Source organism: Hymenobacter lapidiphilus (genome assembly GCF_003417065.2).
GTDB lineage: Bacteria > Bacteroidota > Bacteroidia > Cytophagales > Hymenobacteraceae > Hymenobacter.
Genome location: NZ_QVLT01000014.1, coordinates 1 through 16,991, shown reverse-complemented (window position 1 = coordinate 16,991; position 16,991 = coordinate 1). Strand labels below are relative to the sequence as shown.

Genomic DNA, 16,991 nt, shown 5'->3' with positions numbered 1-16,991 from the left:
ATCTAGTAAAAAGCCGGGATTTGGAAGGGAGAGGGGGGCGGTGAGAAGGAACGTCATTCTTAATCTGGCGTCCGCGAAGCCGGAGGCGAAGTCGAAGAATCTCTACCGCAACGGTAATCCTGTCGGCCGCAACGAAGCGGTAGAGATTCTTCGACTTCGCCTCCGCGGACGCCAGATTAAGAATGACGTTCCTTTTCCTGCTTCTCCCTTCCCACCTCTCGCTTCTCACCTCTCCCTCCAAACACCTATTCCCTCTCCCCCAACCCTTGCGTAACTTGCGCCTGATGCCGCTTTACAACCGTCGGCCCGACCCGGGCCTCTCCCCTGCCGCTAACGCCGGCCCCGCGCTGCCGCCCGCCGCTTTGCCGCTGGCCGAGCTGCTGGCCCGGGTGCGCCAGACGCTTACCGAGCGGTTTGCCGATTCGTACTGGGTGGTGGCCGAAATATCCGACCTCACGCTGCCCCGCACCGTGGGCGCGCATTGCTACCTCACCCTCACCGACCAGCACACCACCGCCCGCGGGGCCACGCTCAAGGCCCAGGCCCGCGCCACCATCTGGAGCCAGCGCTACCGGCAATTGGCGGCGGCCTTCGAGGAGCAAACGGGCCTGCAGCTGCGGCCGGGCCTCAAAATCATGCTCCGGGTGCAGGTGAAATTCCACGAGCAGTTTGGCCTGAGCCTCGATGTGCTGGCCCTCGACCCCACCTACACCGTCGGCGACCTGGCCCGGCTGCGGCTCGAAACCCTGCGCAAGCTCGAAGCCGAGGGCCTGCTGGAGCGGCAGAAGCGGCTGACGCTGCCCATTGGGGTGCAGCGGGTGGCCGTCGTGTCGTCGGCGACGGCGGCGGGCTGGCAGGATTTCGTGCAGCAGCTTCAGGAAGCGCCCTACGATTTCGCCCTGACGCTGTTTCCGGCCACCATGCAGGGCGAAGGGGCGCCGGCCAGCATCCGCGCCGCCCTCGATGCTATCCGGGCGCGCCGGGGGCAGTTCGAAGCCGTGGTCATTATCCGGGGTGGGGGTTCGAAGGCCGATTTGCTGGCCTTCGATGATTTCGGGCTGGCGGCGGCCGTGGGCGCGTTTCCGCTGCCCGTGCTCACCGGCATCGGCCACGAGCGTGATGAAGCCGTACTCGACCTGGCAGCCCACCTGGCCCTGAAAACGCCCACCGCCGTGGCCGCCTATCTCATCGAGCGGCTGGCCCGCCTGGAGGCCGCGCTGGAGGGCTACGGCGGCCGCATCCAACAGTTGGCCCAGCAGCAGGTGCGCTACGCCGCCGAGCAGCTCAACCGCCGGCTCCGGCAGGCCCGGCGGGCGGTGCAGGGCCAGCTGCAGGAGCACCGCGAGGTCCTGCATCAGCGCATTCGGGCGGCGGCTACCGCGCCCCGGGCCCAGCTGCGCCAGCAGGAGCAGCAGCTCGGGCGGCGGCGGCACCAGCTGCACCGCGCCGCTCGCGAAGCTTTAGTCCACCACGAGCAACAGCTGCGGCTGCGGGGCCGGACGCTGGCCCAACGCTTCCGCCGCCTGCACCGCCGCCGCCGCGAGCAGCTGTTGCGCCGCCGCTACAAGCTGCAGCTGGCCGCCCTGCGCCTGTTGCACCTGCAGCAGCTGCGGCTAGCCGAGCTGCGACCCACGCCCGCGGCAACCCGCCCCGCGCCGCCCGAGCCGGGCACCGTGCGCCTGCTCACGCCCAAGGGCCGCCCGCTTACGGGCAAGCTGCGCCCCGGCCAGGAGCTGCTGCTACGCCTGCCCGACGCCTCGCTGGTGCCGGCCCGCGTGGGCGGCCAGCTGCCGCTGCTGCTGTAGAACGTCTCTACGCCGTTCAAATTCCTTCACTATCTCCGCTTCCCCTTATCCATGCCTCCCAAGTCAACAGAACTCACCTACCGCCAGGCCATCGAGGAGCTCGAAACCATTCTGCGGGCCCTCGAAACCGATGCCGTGGACGTGGACGACCTCACGAGCCGGGTGCAGCGCTCGGCCGAGCTTATCCGCCTCTGCAAGCTCAAGCTCCGCTCGGCCGAGCAGGCCATCGACCAGGTTTTCGAGAACTTGGAAGACGAAGAGGATACCGACGACTTTGCCTAACAGCAACCCGGTTTCCTTACTTCTGAATCGGTTGCCAAATCATAGCCTTTCGCCTATATTTGACCCTTCTGCCCTCCCTTCTACTCTATTGCCTCAATGACGAGCAACGACCTGCAGCAGGCCAGCGCCTGGACCCGCAACTACCGCAACCAGAATCTGAACGGAATTAAGGGTCACTGCTTATCGGCCGAAACCCTGCAGGGCATTCTAAGCCAGCCGGCGTGCGTGGGCGTGCGGGCCTACTACGGCCTGGACGACGCCGGCCAACCTCAGCTGGTACTGGTAGGCTACGATGCCAATGACAACGATATTCTGCCCGTTTCGCCGGCAACGGAATTGCAGCGCCTGGATGCCAAAAGCCAGCTGGAGGAAATGCCGCGCGAAGAGCAGCCGATATCCCTTGCCATTCATGTGCCGCCCTGCCCTCCTTGCTGCAGTATCGAAAATCCGCTTAACAGCTAATGCCGCCTTGGTTTATATGCTTCGCTAAGCTGCTGGACTTCGTAGCATACACCAGCTTGCTACTGCCTTTTTATCTGGCGCATACGCGTCGCACGCATCTGACCGGGGGGTTGATAGCACTTCGGTTTTTGCCAGTATTCCTTTTCGGCATCTATTGCCTTATGCATATTGCTAATAGTGTATGGCGCAATAATATTCCGCTAATTCACTTCGCTACCGTAGTCGAAAGCCTCATCTACCTAAAAGTGTACCACGACGAATTCACCGAGGCGAAAATCAAAAAAACTATCCAATTTATAACTATAGCCTTTCTATTGTTTGCCTTTACTGATTCTGTATGGCTGGAAAGTCCTCCCAAGATAAACTCCTACACTAATTTAGTTGAAAGCGTTATTGTCATCGGCTTGGCATTACTGTTTTTTGAGAAGACAATGGTGAGGCATAAAAATATAAAGCTCTCAAAAATACCCATGTTCGTTGCTACGGTAGGCATTGTCATGTACCTGACCGGAACGGTTTTACTCTTCCTGACAACGAACTACTTTATTGCCCTCAACGACGAATTCAATCTACGGCTGATATATTTGGTTAGCGCGGTGCTGCTGCTACTGCTGGCGGCACTGCTCAGCAGGGCCTTTTTATTGGTACGCCCAACCGATACACCGCCCCGGTAACTCCGCTTCAGCAGCATAACCGCTTATTTTACCTACCCACACCGTTTTCTTAAAAGATGAGAGACATCGACCCCATTCCCGGCTTCAATCCCGATGCCGGCGCCCCCATCCCGGTGGCCGAGGCAGCCGAGTGGGCGGCCAACTACCGCAGCGAGGCGCTTACCGACGTTGAGGTTGCCGGCCGCAAGCGCATCAACGCCTATTACTTCGGCAATAAGCTGCTCGATGAGATTAAAAACCAGGAAGGCTGTGTGGGCCTGCGGTTTTATATGGGCCTGAAGAAGTCAAAGACGGACCTGACCAAACCCGATGAGTCGCAGATACTTGTTGTCGGAGTTGATGAGGACGGCCGCGACATCGTGGCACGCCTGGGAGCCGATGGGGAAGCAATGTACGACGATGGCATTGTGGGCGACGACGCAGCGAAATGCCCTGCTATATGTGATCCTCATAGCCTACTGTCTTAGTCATTAGGGTATGGTTGATTGGGAAAGTACTCTCTCCTTACTTATGAAGATAGGACAAAGCACTAGCCTAATATTATTAGGGACCATTTGGGGTCGAAGGACTAGCTTGGGACCAGTGTTCCGGCCTTTGCTTGGCTATTTAATTTGCGATACGTCTGTCTATATCATTAGTGTGTATGCTAAAAGAGTGCTCCACAATAATATTTTCAATTTTCATCTTTCTACTTTTTTTGATATTACTTGGCTAACGCTTCTATTTATTCATTTAGCATCCGATAGAACAAAAAATTGGTTAAAAATGGGTTGGCTACTATTTTTCGCCAGCGTCATCATAAGCGCGTTATGGGTTGACGGCCTAACTGTTAATATGAATACGCTTAGCCGGACGGTGGGCAATACCTTTTTAGTTCTGATGGCCTTTCGGCAGTTGAGTCAGATGATTCATCGCGAGTATCTGACTCCTCCGTTCGAAAGTCCGGTCTTCCTCTTTTGCATTGTGGTAGCCATCTATTACTCTTCCTCGCTGCTCGTATTTATTGGCCAGGATTTACCCCGTTTTGGCTGGCTCGGCATTTCGGCTACTGATTTTAACGAGAGCTATATTCTACTCACAATCATTCTCTTTTACCCCTTCCTGCGCGCCATCCAGTTCGGCATACTACTGCACCTCATCACGCTTTTCCCGATGGGCGTAACGCCGCGGCATGCGCTGCCGCGGTGGCTACGGTTCCGGCTGGGGTGGCGGCCGCCGACTAAAAACTGGCGCTACCGGGTGCTGCCGCCGCATCTGGTCGGCTAAATCGGTATCTTGGCCCGCTTACCCGGCTGGCCGGGTTGCTGGCCGCCCCTTCCCATGCCCGACGCGCTGCTTCCGCTTATCCTCGTAACGCCTATTCTGCTACTGCTGGCCCTGGGCGTGGTGGGCTTCGTGGTGCGCTACCAGCGCCGCCTGATTCAGCAGCAGCAGCAGATGCAGGAGCTGCACGAAACCGGCCAGCAGCAGGCCCTGGAGGCTGCTTTGCTGGCCCAGGAGGAGGAGCGCCGCCGCATTGCCGGCGACCTTCACGACGGTGTAGGCACCACGCTGGCTATTGTGAAGCTCCATCTCAACACCCTCAACCAACCGGCCCTCACCCACGAGGCCACGCTGCTGCTCGACCAGGCCATTAACGAGGTGCGGCGCATTTCGCGTAACCTGCTGCCGGCGGCTCTGCAGAAATTCGGGCTGCCTTTCGCCCTCGAAGCCTTGGCCCGCACCATTCCGGCCGATGGCCCCACTCGCGTTAGTATCGACCAAACCGGCACACCCCGCCGCCTCGATGCCCGCTACGAGCTGATTGTGTACCGCATTGTGCAGGAGCTGGTGGGCAACGGCCTGCGCCATGCCCACGCCAGCAATATTCGGCTGCAAGTGGAGTTTGGCAACGAGGAGCTGCGGCTCCGCTACTCCGACGACGGCATCGGCTTCGACCCCACCCAATCGGACCAGCCGCCGCTGCCCAATGCGCGCACCGGCCTGGGCCTGATGAACCTGCGCAGCCGCGTGGGCGTATTACGCGGCACGCTGCAACACCAATCATCACCTGGTCAGGGCACTACGGTGATGGTTTCGCTGCCGGTACCTTATCTTGCTTCTACCTCGCTCTCTATTCCACCGCTGGCATGAGTATTCCCTCCATCCGCCTGGCCGTCGTCGACGACCACATTCTGTTTCGCAAAGGCCTGCGGGCCCTCATCAGCGGCTTTCCCGGCATGGAGGTCCTCTTCGAGGCCGGCGACGGCCAGGAGCTGCTTGAGCGCCTCGACCAAGGCGTAATTCCGGATGTTATTCTGATGGACCTGCAGATGCCGGTGCTCGACGGGCTCCAGACGGTGCGGCTGTTGCGCAGCCAGTACCCGCAGGTGCGCTCCATCATCATTTCCATGCACGACGAGCCCGAGCTGATTGACTCGCTCCGGGCCGAAGGTGCGCACGGCTACCTGCTCAAGAATGCCAGCCCCGAAGAAGTGCTGGGCGCCATCCGCCAGGTAATGGCCACCGCCCCCCGCTCCGTGGTTAGTGGTTAGTGGTTAGTGGTTAGTGGAAGAACGTCATTCAGAGCGCAGCGAAGAATCTCGCGTGAACTCGTTGTTACGACAACCGCGCAACAAAATCACGCGAGATTCTTCGCTGCACTCTGAATGACGTTCTACTAACCACTAACCGGCTTACTCCAGCTCCGCGGTCGGGTCCCAGAACAGGCGCGCGAACTCCTGTACTTCATCATCAACGACGATGAGGCCTTCGGCCTCCAGCGCTTCCTGCATGGCGGTGGGCGTGGCAAAATGCTGCCGGCCTGTTAGCTGTCCGTTGCGGTTGATAACGCGGTGGGCCGGCACGTACTCGTTGGCCGTGTGGGCGGCCATCATGGCCCAGCCCACCATACGGGCCCCGCGCCGCGACCCCAGGTAGTGGGCAATGGCTCCGTAGGTAGTTACCCGGCCCGTTGGCACCAGCCGCACTACTTCGTGCACTTCCTGAAAGAAATTACGCTGCTCCATGTAAAGTGAGATGCTACGTGGTAAGATACTGAACTGCTGAGATGGGAAGGTATTGTTGGGGCCTGCAAGCACTGGCAGCGCAAATAGCGCAATCCGGGGTAACCAACCGGTTTGCTGGCGGGCCAGGCCACCGGCCGCGCAACCCGGGGCCCGAATCGGTGTCTTACCCCCATTATCTATTCCGGGGCCGGCGGTTTAAACCCGCAGCCGGGGCAGCGCGTTGTGGTACATGCGACGGGCGGCTCAGGTACGGCGGCACCGGTAAGCGCAGCTGCTGTTCATGCAAACTCAGGAATATATTGACGAGCCCCAGGTAGCCCCAACCCGTACCAGCGGATCCGGCCGCCGGATTTTATGGCTGCTGCTGGCTTTGGCCGTAGTGGCCGGGCTGGTTTTCGCCAAAATGAAGTACTTCCCGGCGCCCGAGGCCAAGGGCGGTAAAGGGGCGGGAGGCAAGGGCAAAGCCGCCGCTGGCGGACCGGGCCAGGCGGCCCCCGCTCTGCCGGTAGAAGTGTACGTGGTGAAGGCCACCAACCTCGCCGACGCGGTGGCGGCCACCGGCTCGGTGCTGGCCGAGGAAGCCGTTGTTATTAAGAGCGAAGTGGCGGGCAAGATTACCAGTCTCAACCTGCGCGAGGGCCAGCCCGTGCGCAAGGGCCAGGTGCTGGTTTCCATCAACTCCGCCGACCTGCAGGCCGCCCTGCGCAAGCAGCAGTATAATATCAGGCTCTACCAAGACCAGGAGAAGCGGCAGCGCACCTTGCTTGACAAGGAGTACATCAGCGCCCAGGAGTACGAGCAGGCCAATAACCAGGTCCTCACGGCCCGCGCCGAGTTGGGGTCGCTGCAGGCCACGCTGGCCAAGTCCACCATCCGCGCGCCGTTCGACGGGGTACTGGGTCTGACGACGGCCACGGTGGGCACATACCTGAGCCCCGGCACCGAAATCACCACTCTTTCCAAGGTGAAGCCGGTGAAAGTGGAGTTTGCCGTGCCCGGCCGCTTTGCCCGGCAGGTAGCCGTGGGCGAAGCCGTCACCATCACCGACGAGGGCTCCAGTAAGAAGTACAAGGCAAAGGTGTACGCCCTCGACCCGCAGATTGACCCTGTGAGCCGCACCCAGACCGTGCGTGCCCGCTACGCCAACACCAACAACGAACTGCGCCCCGGCGCCTTTGTAAAAGTAAACCTGGAACTGGGCCAGACGGAAGGCGCGCTGCAGGTGCCCACCGAAGCTGTAGTGCCCGAGGCCGCCGGCTACAGCGTGTACCTGGTGAAGAACGGCAAGATGGAGCCCCGCAAAATCAGCATCGGCCTGCGCTCCAACCAGCTCATCCAGGTAACCGATGGCCTGGCCGTGGGCGACACGGTGATTCGGACCGGCATTTTGCAGGTTAAACCAGGTGATTTAGTACGAGTTACCAAATAGCTTTCACGCAGTGTTTCGCAGTGGGTGGCGCAGTGTCCCGCAGTGAACGACCACCCCGAGACCCTGCGTCACCCACTGCGAGACCCTGCGTGAAATAAGCCATGAGCCTTTCTTCAACCAGTATCAACCGCCCCGTCCTCGCTCTGGTGATGAGCCTGGTGATTGTCATTTTTGGCGTCATTGGGTTTCGCTACCTGAGTGTGCGCGAGTACCCGAGCGTCGACCCGCCCATTATCAGCGTGTCGGCCTCCTACACCGGGGCCTCGGCCGACGTGATTCAGGCGCAGGTGACGGAAGTGCTCGAAGCGGCCATCAACGGCGTGCCGGGCATCAAGAACCTGACCTCCAACTCGCGCGACGGGCGGGCCAGCATCCGCGTCGAGTTCGACCTCGATGCCGACCTGGAAACGGCCGCCAACGACGTGCGCGACAAGGTTTCGGGGGTGCAGGGGCGCCTGCCGCGCGACATGGACCCGCCCACCGTGAGCAAGGCCAACGCCGACTCGCAGCCCGTAGTGCTGAGCTACCTGACCTCCAAAGAGCGTAACCTGCTGGAGCTGACTGACTACGCCATTAACACGCTGCGCGAGCGGCTCCAGACGATTCCGGGCGTATCGGAAATCCGGGTGTACGGCGAGCGGCGCTACTCCATGCGCCTGTGGCTCGACCCGGTGAAGCTGTCGGCGCTGGGCGTGAGCCCGGTGGACGTGCAGCAGGCCCTGGCCCGCGAAAACGTGGAGCTGCCCAGCGGCTCGGTGCAGGGCGAAGCTACCCAGCTCACGTTGCGCACCATGGGCCGCCTCACCACTGTCGAGGAGTTCAACAACCTCGTTATCCGGCGCGATGAGGGCTCGCTCGTGCGCATGTCGGACATCGGTTACGCCGAGCTGTACGCCGAAAATGACCAGACGCTGTTCCGGGTGAACGGCGTGCCAGGCGTGGCGCTGGCCGTTATTCCGCAGCCCGGCTCGAACCAGATTGACATTGCCGACGAGTTCAACAAGCGCGTGGCCCAGTTCGGCAAAGACCTGCCCGCCGACCTCAAAATCGAGCCCGCCATCGACTACTCGGTGTTCATCCGCCAGTCGATTGACGAGGTAAAGCAGACGCTGATTGAGGCCTTCATTCTGGTGGTGGTGGTCATCTTCCTGTTCCTGCGCGACTGGCGCTCCACGCTCATCCCCATTGTGGCTATTCCGGTGTCGCTGATTGGTATTTTCTTCGTGATGTACCTGCTCGACTTCTCCATCAACGTGCTCACGCTGCTGGGCGTGGTGCTGGCCATTGGCCTGGTGGTCGATGACGCCATTGTGGTGCTGGAGAACATCTACACCCGCATTGAGGCCGGCGAATCGCCCCGTGAGGCCTCCATCAAGGGTTCCGAAGAAATTCTGCTGGCCGTCGTGAGCACCACGGTGGTGCTGGCGGCCGTGTTCCTGCCGGTGGTATTCCTGACGGGCATTACCGGGCGGCTGTTCCGCGAGTTCGGCATTGTGGTGGCCGGCTCAGTGCTGATTTCGGCCTTCGTCTCGCTCACGCTCACGCCCATGATGTGCTCGCAGCTGCTCCGGCGCGAGGAAACCCACAACTGGTTCTACCGCAAAACCGAGCCCTTCTTCCAGCGCGTCATCAACGGCTACCGCGAGAGTTTGCAGACGTTTCTGCGCAACCGTTGGCTGGCCTGGCTGGTGGTGGCTGGCACGGGCCTGGGCACCTGGTATTTCATAGGCATCATTCCGGCGGAGCTGGCGCCGGTGGAAGACCGCAGCCGCGTGAACGTGAATGCTACCGGCCCCGAAGGTGCCTCCTACGAGTTCATGGACCGCTATATCACCCAGCTCAACCAGCTGGCCATCGACTCGGCAGGTTCCGATTTAGGCAGCATCTTCACGGTAACCTCGCCGGGCTGGTCGGGCGGGGCTAACTCGGGCTTTGCGCGGGTACTGCTGAAAGAGCCTGAGGACCGCACGCGCAGCCAGGGCCAGGTGGCCGATGCTATTTCGGCAGGCGTCAAAAATCTGACCGCCGCCCGCACTTCTGTTAGCCAAGACCAGAGCATCGGCTCGGGCGGCGGCGGCGGCCTGCCGGTACAATTCGTGATTCAGACCCAGGACTTCGAGAAGCTGCGCACGGCCGTGCCCAAGTTTCTGGAAGCCGCCCGCCTCGACCCCACGTTCCAGTTCGTGGATGTGGATTTGAAGTTCAACAAGCCCGAGCTGCGCGTGAACATCGACCGTGACAAGGCCCAGAGCCTGGGCGTGTCGGTGCAGGATATTTCGCAGACGCTGCAGGCCAGCCTGAGCGGGCAGCGCTACGGCTACTTCATCAAAAACGGCAAGCAATACCAGATTATCGGGCAGGTGGCGCGCGAAGACCGCAGCCAGCCGCTCGACGTACGGCTGCTGTCGGTGAAGAGCCGTACCGGCGAGCTGGTGCAGCTCGACAACGTGATTAGGATGGAGGAAAGCAGCACGCCGCCCCAGTTGTTCCGCTTCAACCGCTACAACGCCGCTACTTTCTCGGCGTCGCTGGCTCCTGGCCAGACGCTGGGCGACGGCATTGCCGCCATGCGCGCCATTGCCGATAAAACCCTCGACGATACCTACGCGACCGAGCTGGCTGGCGCCTCCCGCGACTTCGAGGAAAGTTCTTCGTCGCTGCTATTTGCCTTCGGGTTGGCGCTGGTGCTGATTTACCTGGTGCTGGCCGCGCAGTTCGAGAGCTTCCGCGACCCGGTTATCATCATGATAACGGTGCCGCTGGCCTTGAGCGGAGCGCTGCTCAGCCTGTGGTACTTCAACCAGACGCTGAACCTGTTCTCGCAGATCGGCATCATCATGCTCATCGGGCTGGTGACAAAAAACGGTATCCTCATCGTGGAATTTGCCAACCAGAAAGTAGAGCAGGGCATGGATTACATGAGCGGTTTGGTGGAAGGCGCCACGGCTCGTTTCCGCCCGATTCTGATGACTTCGCTTTGCGCCATTCTAGGTATTCTGCCCATTGCCATGGCTACCGGCGCGGGCGCCCTGAGCCGCCGGGCCATGGGCATCGGCGTGGTGGGCGGCCTGTTTTTCGCTACGGTACTCACGCTGTATGTAGTGCCGGTGATGTACTCGTATTTCGCCACGGCTAAAAAGCACAAGCACGCTCCCGAGCCCGAAAAGGTGGCGGCGTAACGCTATCCGTACACTTCGATTACCAGCCCGGCTCTCTATCTATATCCCCCGAATGTCCTCTCGTTCCCTGCTCCTTCCGCTGCTTCTGCTGACTACCGGCCTGCCCGCCCTGGCCCAGCAGCCGGTGCTGCCTTCGCGGCGCGAAACCACCGAGAAGCCCCAGAGCAAGCCCCAGACCGAGAAGCCCGAAACGGTAGCCGCCGCCCCGCCCCTCACATTGGCCGAGGCCATCCGGCTGGGTGTGGAGGGCAACTACACCATCCGGGTTTCGCAGCAGGATATGCGGGTGGCCGAAAACAACGTAACCCGCGGCAACGCCGGCCAGCTGCCGGTCGTCAATGGCAACTTCGTGCGCAACTTCAACCGCAACAATGTGCGGCAGGAGTCGGGGGCACGGCCCGAGCCCAGCATTGCCAACGGGGCCAAGTCGAACCAACTGCAGGCCAACGTGGCCGCTACCTGGACCATTTTCGACGGCCTGGGCATGTTTATCGCCTACGACCGGTTGCAGGTGCTGGAGCAGAGCCAGCAGCAGCTGACCCGAGCCACCATTGAGGAAACCGTGGCCGCCGTGATGGACGCCTATTTCGTAGTGGTGCGCGAATCAGGCAAGATTAACTCGCTCGAAGAAGCCCTCAAAATCGGCCAGGCCCGCATCGACCTGACCCAAGCGCGGGTGGACGTGGGCGTGAGTGCCAAGGTAGAAGTGCTGACTGCCCGCGTGGATTACAACGCCGACCGCTCGGCCCTGATTCAGCAGCAGGAATCGTTAAAAAGCGCCAAAATCAACCTTAACGAGCTGATGGGCCGTGCCCCGGGCCTGGATTTTCTGCCCCAGGATTCGATTGTGGTGGCCCGCGACCTGGCCCGCGACGAGGTACTGGCGGCCGTGCGCCAGCGCAACCCCCGCCTGCAGCAGGCCCGCTTCAACACCGAAATAGCCGACCTCGACCGTAAGCTGGTCCGGGCTTCGCGCTTTCCGCAAATTGGCCTGACGAGCGGCTACGGTTTCAACCGCAACATCAATAACGCGTCGTTTTTCGGCGCTCAGCTCGTTACCACCACTGGCCGGACCTACGGCTTAAATTACGGCGTGGTAGCTTCGGTGCCTGTTTTCGATGGCTTCAACAAGAACCGGCAGGAGCAGAACGCCCGCATCACGCAGGAGCAAACCCAGCTGCAACTCGACCAGCTGCAGCTGCAACTCGATGCCGACGCCGAGCAGGCCTACGCCCAGTACCAGAACCGGCTGGCGCTGCTGGAGCTGGAGGAGTCCAATATTCTGCTGGCCCGCGAAAACGTGGCTATTGCGTTGGAGCGCTACCGCCTCGGGCTGCTCACGCCGCTGGCATTGCGCGAGGCCCAACGCACCCAGCTGCAGGCCGAAACCCGCCTGCTCGACATTCGCTACCAGGCCAAGCAGGCCGAAATAATCCTGCGCCGCCTCGGTAGCGGGCTGGTGCAGGAAACAGAAGGACGTTGATAAGGCTTGAGCTATAGTTTTTTTTTACGCAAAACTATATTTTCGCGGTTATGCTTTCCGATACTGCCCTTACCACCGATTACCTGCACCTATCCTACTGCCCCAAAATGGCCACGCTGGTGGTGCGCTGGCTACGAGCCGTATCGTTTGCCGAAGTTCAGGAAGGATTGCGCGCGGCCCGCGAAATGAGCTACAGTTACGGAGCCGCCCGCTGGCTGGTGGATGTACGCCGCCGCACCGAGCTGGATGCCGCCACCTCGGGCTGGGTGGCCACCACGCTGCTACCGGCTGTAGCGGCCGAGTCGGCCCCGGCTATGCTGCATATCGCCTACCTGCTCTCGCCCACCCGCGCCGATATGCTGGAGCACAGCCCCGGCATGCGCGCCGTAACAGCTACGGCGCAGGCGCATCCGGCCTATCAGCTTCAGCTGTTTCTGGATGAGGCGGTGGCTGTAGCCTGGCTGATGAGCTAGGGCCGCGCAGCTCCGACCGGAGTGGCAGTGCGCAGCGCCTGGAGGGCCTCGCTGATTTTTGCGCGCGCTTTTTCTTCCTCGCGCTTGCGTTTTTCCGCATCCTTTTCCTTGTCCTCCCCTTTATCGTTGTTAGTGGCGGGCAGGCTGGGGTCTTGGTAGAAGGCAAGCAGGTTCTGCTTCTGGGCAGCCGTCAGGTGCTCGAATTTCTGATCGGCCAGCTTTTGCAGCCACTCGCCGTAGGTCACATCGGTTAAGGCGTAGGCGCCGGGCTTGGTGGGGCGGCCGGTATCGAAATCGGTGTTGGCCAGCATGGGCAGGGCCGCCACTGTGTCGCGGGGCTGGGCGTCAAGCAGCTGGCAGTAGTTCTGCATAACCTGGCGGAAGCTGGCCTTGAACAGATCCTGGGCTTCGGGGGTGGGCAGCTTAAAGGCAAACGGTTTGAGCGGCCCTATTTTGGGCAGTACCCGCACGAAGTACGACAACACCCGGGCCCCAAAGCCGGGGTGTTCGTATTCGGTGCCGTACTTCTCCTCGTACTCCTGCTGGCTGTCTTTGTACACGTACTCGCGGCGGCGGGCCTGCGGAATTTCCTCGCGAATTTCGTTTTTCTTGGACTGCCAGGCCGCCCGGCTGGCAATCGGAATGAGGCTGCGCACCGCGAACCGAAACGAGCCGATGGCCAGATCCACGTTCAGAATCACCTGGCCCAGTTCGAGGCCGTAGGTTTTCAGGAAAGCCCGCTCCAAAACTGCCTTGTTCACCTGGAAACCGATGTAGCGCTGGTAGTCGGCCGAGCGGTAACGGCCCGAGGCCATCTGCACCACATCGAAGGCAAATTCGAGCTGGGTGTGTTGGATGGGCGCCTCCTCGTACGTGATATTGTTGCCGAATTTAGCCTTGAGCTCGGGGTACACGCTGGCCATCGCCTTGTTGGTGCCGGCGGGGTGGCCGTTTACGTCGGCGGCGTAGTGGGCCAGCGCACCCAGGGCAAAGGCGTACTCGTTGCGGTTGTGGGCCTCGGCCAGCAGGTTGCGCACAAAGTCGCCGCTGCGCACGTAGTGCGTCAGGTTGGTAAACAGCTCCGAGCCGAACGGGTAGTAGCCCATATCCTGCAAAATGGACCCGCCATAAGCGTAGGCTTTGGCTTCAATCAGCTCCTCTTCGGTGGCCCCGGGGTAGTGGCTTTGCAGCAACGGCAGCATGCACGGCTTCCAGGTCGAGTCTACGTTGGCCTGGTGGGTGAGGACGGAGTAGGCCGCCGCCGGCCGCGAAGCCAGCAGCCCGGCCAGCAGCAGCGCCGCACAAAAGTACCATTTTAACATAAGTAGTAGAGGAGCTTGGTTTGGGCAGCATGCTCAACCGTAGGCAGTGTGCCTTACGCGGTCAGTAAAGCTATGGTTTTATGCCGTCCCGCAGGTCGCTTGCAGTTTCAGATTCATTCCAAATTTCAACCGGCAAGCCTTTTTCACAAGCACCCCGACGCCCGGTGCATTACCCTCACAGTGATGGAAATGGTAATGGCTCGGCTATTGGGAGTTATGATGCAGCTCGGCAGCCTCCTGCCCCGGCCCGACCTCTCGGAATTGGCCAAGTTGCCCGAACTGGCCGAGCACTACCGCTACCACTGCGCACTGGCCGGCGGTGAGCTGTCGGCGGTGGCCTTTCTGGCCCTGCACTACGGCCCCGAGGGTGTCAGCCGCGGCTCCAACGAAGACCTGACGGCGCGGATATTCCTGGTGGGCAAGGCTTTCAACGACGGCCCACAGCGCACCGTGAACGTGCGCGCCCATATCCAGACCGCCGGCTGCCGCCAGTCCCACCCTCCCCGAAGATGCTGTGGTGCAAGCCGGCAAGCTCAGCTACATCTTCACCCAAACCAAGCCCGCCATTTACCGCCGCTACCGCGTGCAAACCGGTCGCTCCGAAAACGGCGACGTGGCCATTACCCTGCTCGATACCGGCGCCGACACCACCCGTCTCGTCCGCAACGGCGCTTATTTCATCGACGCCGCACTGAAAAAGGGCAAGCAGGAGGAGTGGTTAGTGGAAGAACGTCATTCAGGGCGAAGCGAAGAATCTCGCGTGAATCATTACAACGGTTGTCCGTTCAACGACTCACGCGAGATTCTTCGCTTCGCTCTGAATGACTTCTGTATTTGGTCTCTAGATTCCCTTCTCCTGCCGCAGCTGCTGTAGCTCGCGCTCTAGGTCGAGGGTGCGGAACATGATTTTAGCTTCGAGGTCGGAGTAGGCGCGCTCCAACTGCTCCTGCAGTTGCTTTTGCTCGGTAACGTCGGTATTGGTACCGCACCAGCGGACGATGTGGCCGGCTTCGTTGCGTATGGGCAGGGCGCGGCTCAGAAACCAGCGGTATTGGCCATCGTGGCGGCGGAGCGGGAAAGTATCTTCCCACGCGTCGTGGCCCTCAACAATGGCCTCACGAAAACCCGCTGTTACGCTCTCCACGTGCTCCGGATGATGAACCTTCTGCCAGTCCCAGCCCTGCATCTGCTCCAGTGTAGTACCGGTAAAATCGAACCAGCGCTGGTTGTACCAGAATATGCTGCCCGTCTCATCGGCCATCCAGGCCAGTTGCGGAATAGTATCAGCCAGCGTTGTAAAGTCCTGCTCCCGCTTGCGCAAAGCCAATTCCTGCATCTTCTGGTCGTGGATGTCGGTGCAGGTACCAAACCACTTGGTAATGCGGCCGGCCTCATCACGCACGGGTAGAGCCTGGCCCAAAAACCAGCGGTAGTCACCATGCCTGCTCTTAAACCGGTATTCTATTTCATAGAACTCACCGGTTTCGAGCGAGTGGTTCCAGCGCTGCCGGGCCCGCGGCCGGTCGGCAGGGTCGAGCAGGTTGTTCCACATAGCATCGCCCACACTATCGGCCAGCGTGTAGCCGGTGTAGTCGATCCAGCGCTGGTTGAAGTACGTGTGGTAGCCGCTGGGATCAGTCGTCCATACAAGCTGCGGGATAAGTTCGGCCAGGAAGCTGAAGTCGGCGGGCGTAGGGCGAAGAGTGGCGGAAGCCATGGGCAAGCGGGCGAAAAACGAACAAAAAACTTACGGCTGGGTGAGCTGCATTTCCATACCGGACTGGAAATACAGATTCAGCTGGCTCTCCGAGCCAGTACGCGAACGGCGCAGCCGCGTTACGAGGGCCCGGGTCTGCTCACTGTCCAGCTCCAGAGTAAGGTAAGGCCGGTTAAGTAACTCGTCGCGCTGCACCATCCAGCTGCCCTGGTCAGACTGTCCTAACCCTTCTATCCGCACCCGGCCCGGCTGCAGCGCCAGCTGCTCGGCGCAGGCCATCAGGCTGGCCGGATCGGTTTGGTTGAGTACCCGGCTGGCAACCCGCCACACGCCCGTCAGGAACTCGTCGGGCAGCTGCTGTAGGTTCACATCAAACAGGACTTGGGACATAGAATGCAGATAATTGTGCAACCGCCAGCACAGCAAATAAAAGGCCGCTCTGGCCTGAAAATGCCACTTCACATAAACATAACATTGCTCCGCTGCTAACCCACCTGAGCAGTAAGCTACTGTGCTGCAGAAAATATGCGACAGAAAAAAAGCCCCCTGGTATCGACCAGAGAGCTTTTCTAAAAATCAGCTGTGGCCCTTGGCCACAACACGACACTTGTATGCAGAGGAGGACTGCGCTGAAACCTTCGTGGGCACTATCATGCAGGGCATGCTGGCCCAGGGCCACGCCACTGATTCCGACCTGACGGGTACGGAAATCGAAACCCTGGTACGGGCTTACGCCGAAGGTGGCATTTCTAAGGTGCCGGTCGGCAACCAGCCCGAGTTTGCTAACCTGCTCGATTTGGCCCTCAACGACATGGTGACGCCCGTTGTGTACGGCGACGCACTGCGCGTGTGGATGCTGGGTGATCGAAGAAAGTGTAGGTAAGCATGAAATTAAAGCTGTTGAAGAACCTCAACTTGTGTGGGACCAGCAGTACGATAGCGCAACCGGTGGCTAGCAGGGTAACCCCATACGCAGCTAAGAGCCCATACCTTTTCGTGCTTCGTGCTAGGCCTATGAGTAGTAGAGGTGCTAGGTGTATAGTCCCAGCGTGAGGTGGGTCGGGTCCTGGGTAAAGTTAACGGGGTTTTTCTGCCACTCGGCACAGACAAATTCATGTGGCGTGAGGCCGCGCAAGGTCTTAAGCCGTTTGGCGTGG

General features: G+C 60.6%; 19 protein-coding genes and 1 pseudogene. 14 read left to right on the top strand and 6 right to left on the bottom strand.

What is annotated here, in order from left to right:
- Positions 1-284: 284 nt before the first annotated feature.
- The 8 genes from xseA (at position 285) to D0N36_RS10020 (ending at position 5,757) form a co-directional block, all read left to right on the top strand.
- On the top strand, positions 285-1,805 hold the full coding sequence (gene xseA / locus D0N36_RS10055) for an exodeoxyribonuclease VII large subunit (RefSeq protein ID WP_190242605.1): 1,521 nt from the start codon (positions 285-287) through the stop codon (positions 1,803-1,805).
- Between the two features lie 51 nt (positions 1,806-1,856).
- On the top strand, positions 1,857-2,087 hold the full coding sequence (gene xseB / locus D0N36_RS10050) for an exodeoxyribonuclease VII small subunit (RefSeq protein ID WP_116941265.1): 231 nt from the start codon (positions 1,857-1,859) through the stop codon (positions 2,085-2,087).
- A 96-nt stretch (positions 2,088-2,183) separates the two neighbouring features.
- Complete coding sequence (locus tag D0N36_RS10045) at positions 2,184-2,549, top strand: hypothetical protein (protein WP_116941264.1); 366 nt, start codon at positions 2,184-2,186, stop codon at positions 2,547-2,549.
- A 245-nt stretch (positions 2,550-2,794) separates the two neighbouring features.
- Complete coding sequence (locus D0N36_RS10040; RefSeq protein WP_147320824.1) at positions 2,795-3,223, top strand: hypothetical protein; 429 nt, start codon at positions 2,795-2,797, stop codon at positions 3,221-3,223.
- Positions 3,224-3,279: 56 nt separating this feature from the next.
- A complete protein-coding gene (locus tag D0N36_RS10035; protein ID WP_116941262.1) occupies positions 3,280-3,690 on the top strand; it encodes a hypothetical protein in 411 nt (136 codons plus the stop codon).
- Between the two features lie 187 nt (positions 3,691-3,877).
- Positions 3,878-4,489, top strand: a complete 612-nt coding sequence (locus tag D0N36_RS10030) for a hypothetical protein (protein ID WP_147320823.1) — start codon at positions 3,878-3,880, stop codon at positions 4,487-4,489.
- Between the two features lie 54 nt (positions 4,490-4,543).
- Complete coding sequence (locus tag D0N36_RS10025; RefSeq protein ID WP_116941260.1) at positions 4,544-5,356, top strand: sensor histidine kinase; 813 nt, start codon at positions 4,544-4,546, stop codon at positions 5,354-5,356.
- Positions 5,353-5,757 (top strand): response regulator, encoded by a 405-nt coding sequence (locus D0N36_RS10020; RefSeq protein WP_116941259.1) that lies wholly within the window; start codon positions 5,353-5,355, stop codon positions 5,755-5,757. Before D0N36_RS10025 ends, D0N36_RS10020 begins: the two co-directional genes overlap by 4 nt.
- Positions 5,758-5,898: 141 nt before the next feature.
- On the opposite strand, the gene D0N36_RS10015 is transcribed toward D0N36_RS10020, so the two are convergent.
- On the bottom strand, positions 5,899-6,231 hold the full coding sequence (locus tag D0N36_RS10015) for an MGMT family protein (RefSeq protein ID WP_190242604.1): 333 nt from the start codon (positions 6,229-6,231) through the stop codon (positions 5,899-5,901).
- 280 nt (positions 6,232-6,511) lie between these two features.
- Here D0N36_RS10015 and D0N36_RS10010 point away from each other — a divergent pair, with 280 nt between their 5' ends.
- The 4 genes from D0N36_RS10010 to D0N36_RS09995 all read left to right on the top strand — a co-directional run bounded on the left by D0N36_RS10010 (position 6,512) and on the right by D0N36_RS09995 (position 12,795).
- On the top strand, positions 6,512-7,660 hold the full coding sequence (locus D0N36_RS10010; RefSeq protein ID WP_116941258.1) for an efflux RND transporter periplasmic adaptor subunit: 1,149 nt from the start codon (positions 6,512-6,514) through the stop codon (positions 7,658-7,660).
- 101 nt (positions 7,661-7,761) lie between these two features.
- Positions 7,762-10,839, top strand: a complete 3,078-nt coding sequence (locus tag D0N36_RS10005) for an efflux RND transporter permease subunit (protein ID WP_116941257.1) — start codon at positions 7,762-7,764, stop codon at positions 10,837-10,839.
- A gap of 52 nt (positions 10,840-10,891) precedes the next feature.
- Complete coding sequence (locus tag D0N36_RS10000; protein WP_116941256.1) at positions 10,892-12,322, top strand: TolC family protein; 1,431 nt, start codon at positions 10,892-10,894, stop codon at positions 12,320-12,322.
- A 50-nt stretch (positions 12,323-12,372) separates the two neighbouring features.
- On the top strand, positions 12,373-12,795 hold the full coding sequence (locus D0N36_RS09995; protein ID WP_116941255.1) for a hypothetical protein: 423 nt from the start codon (positions 12,373-12,375) through the stop codon (positions 12,793-12,795).
- Here the strand turns inward: D0N36_RS09995 and D0N36_RS09990 are convergent.
- Positions 12,792-14,117, bottom strand: a complete 1,326-nt coding sequence (locus D0N36_RS09990) for a zinc dependent phospholipase C family protein (protein WP_116941254.1) — start codon at positions 14,115-14,117, stop codon at positions 12,792-12,794. The genes D0N36_RS09995 and D0N36_RS09990 overlap by 4 nt on opposite strands.
- A gap of 204 nt (positions 14,118-14,321) precedes the next feature.
- Positions 14,322-14,585 carry a hypothetical protein gene (locus tag D0N36_RS09985; RefSeq protein WP_147320822.1) on the bottom strand — a complete coding sequence of 88 codons (264 nt, stop codon included), beginning with the start codon at positions 14,583-14,585 and terminating at the stop codon, positions 14,322-14,324.
- Positions 14,586-14,631: 46 nt separating this feature from the next.
- Here D0N36_RS09985 and D0N36_RS09980 point away from each other — a divergent pair, with 46 nt between their 5' ends.
- Positions 14,632-14,991 carry a hypothetical protein gene (locus D0N36_RS09980; RefSeq protein ID WP_116941252.1) on the top strand — a complete coding sequence of 120 codons (360 nt, stop codon included), beginning with the start codon at positions 14,632-14,634 and terminating at the stop codon, positions 14,989-14,991.
- Here the strand turns inward: D0N36_RS09980 and D0N36_RS09975 are convergent.
- Both D0N36_RS09975 and D0N36_RS09970 read right to left on the bottom strand, forming a co-directional pair.
- Entirely contained in the window at positions 14,959-15,834 is an 876-nt protein-coding gene (locus D0N36_RS09975; protein ID WP_116941251.1) for a PAS domain-containing protein, read from the bottom strand. The two genes, D0N36_RS09980 and D0N36_RS09975, sit on opposite strands and share 33 nt — an antisense overlap.
- A 30-nt stretch (positions 15,835-15,864) precedes the next feature.
- Positions 15,865-16,224: a hypothetical protein gene (locus D0N36_RS09970; RefSeq protein WP_116941250.1), complete on the bottom strand. Its 360-nt coding sequence runs from the start codon at positions 16,222-16,224 to the stop codon at positions 15,865-15,867.
- Between the two features lie 199 nt (positions 16,225-16,423).
- On the opposite strand from D0N36_RS09970, the gene D0N36_RS09965 reads away from it, so the two are divergent.
- Positions 16,424-16,717 carry a hypothetical protein gene (locus D0N36_RS09965; RefSeq protein WP_147320821.1) on the top strand — a complete coding sequence of 98 codons (294 nt, stop codon included), beginning with the start codon at positions 16,424-16,426 and terminating at the stop codon, positions 16,715-16,717.
- 147 nt (positions 16,718-16,864) lie between these two features.
- Here D0N36_RS09965 and D0N36_RS19595 read toward each other — a convergent pair.
- Positions 16,865-16,991: pseudogene (locus tag D0N36_RS19595) on the bottom strand (IS481 family transposase); the annotation flags it as partial.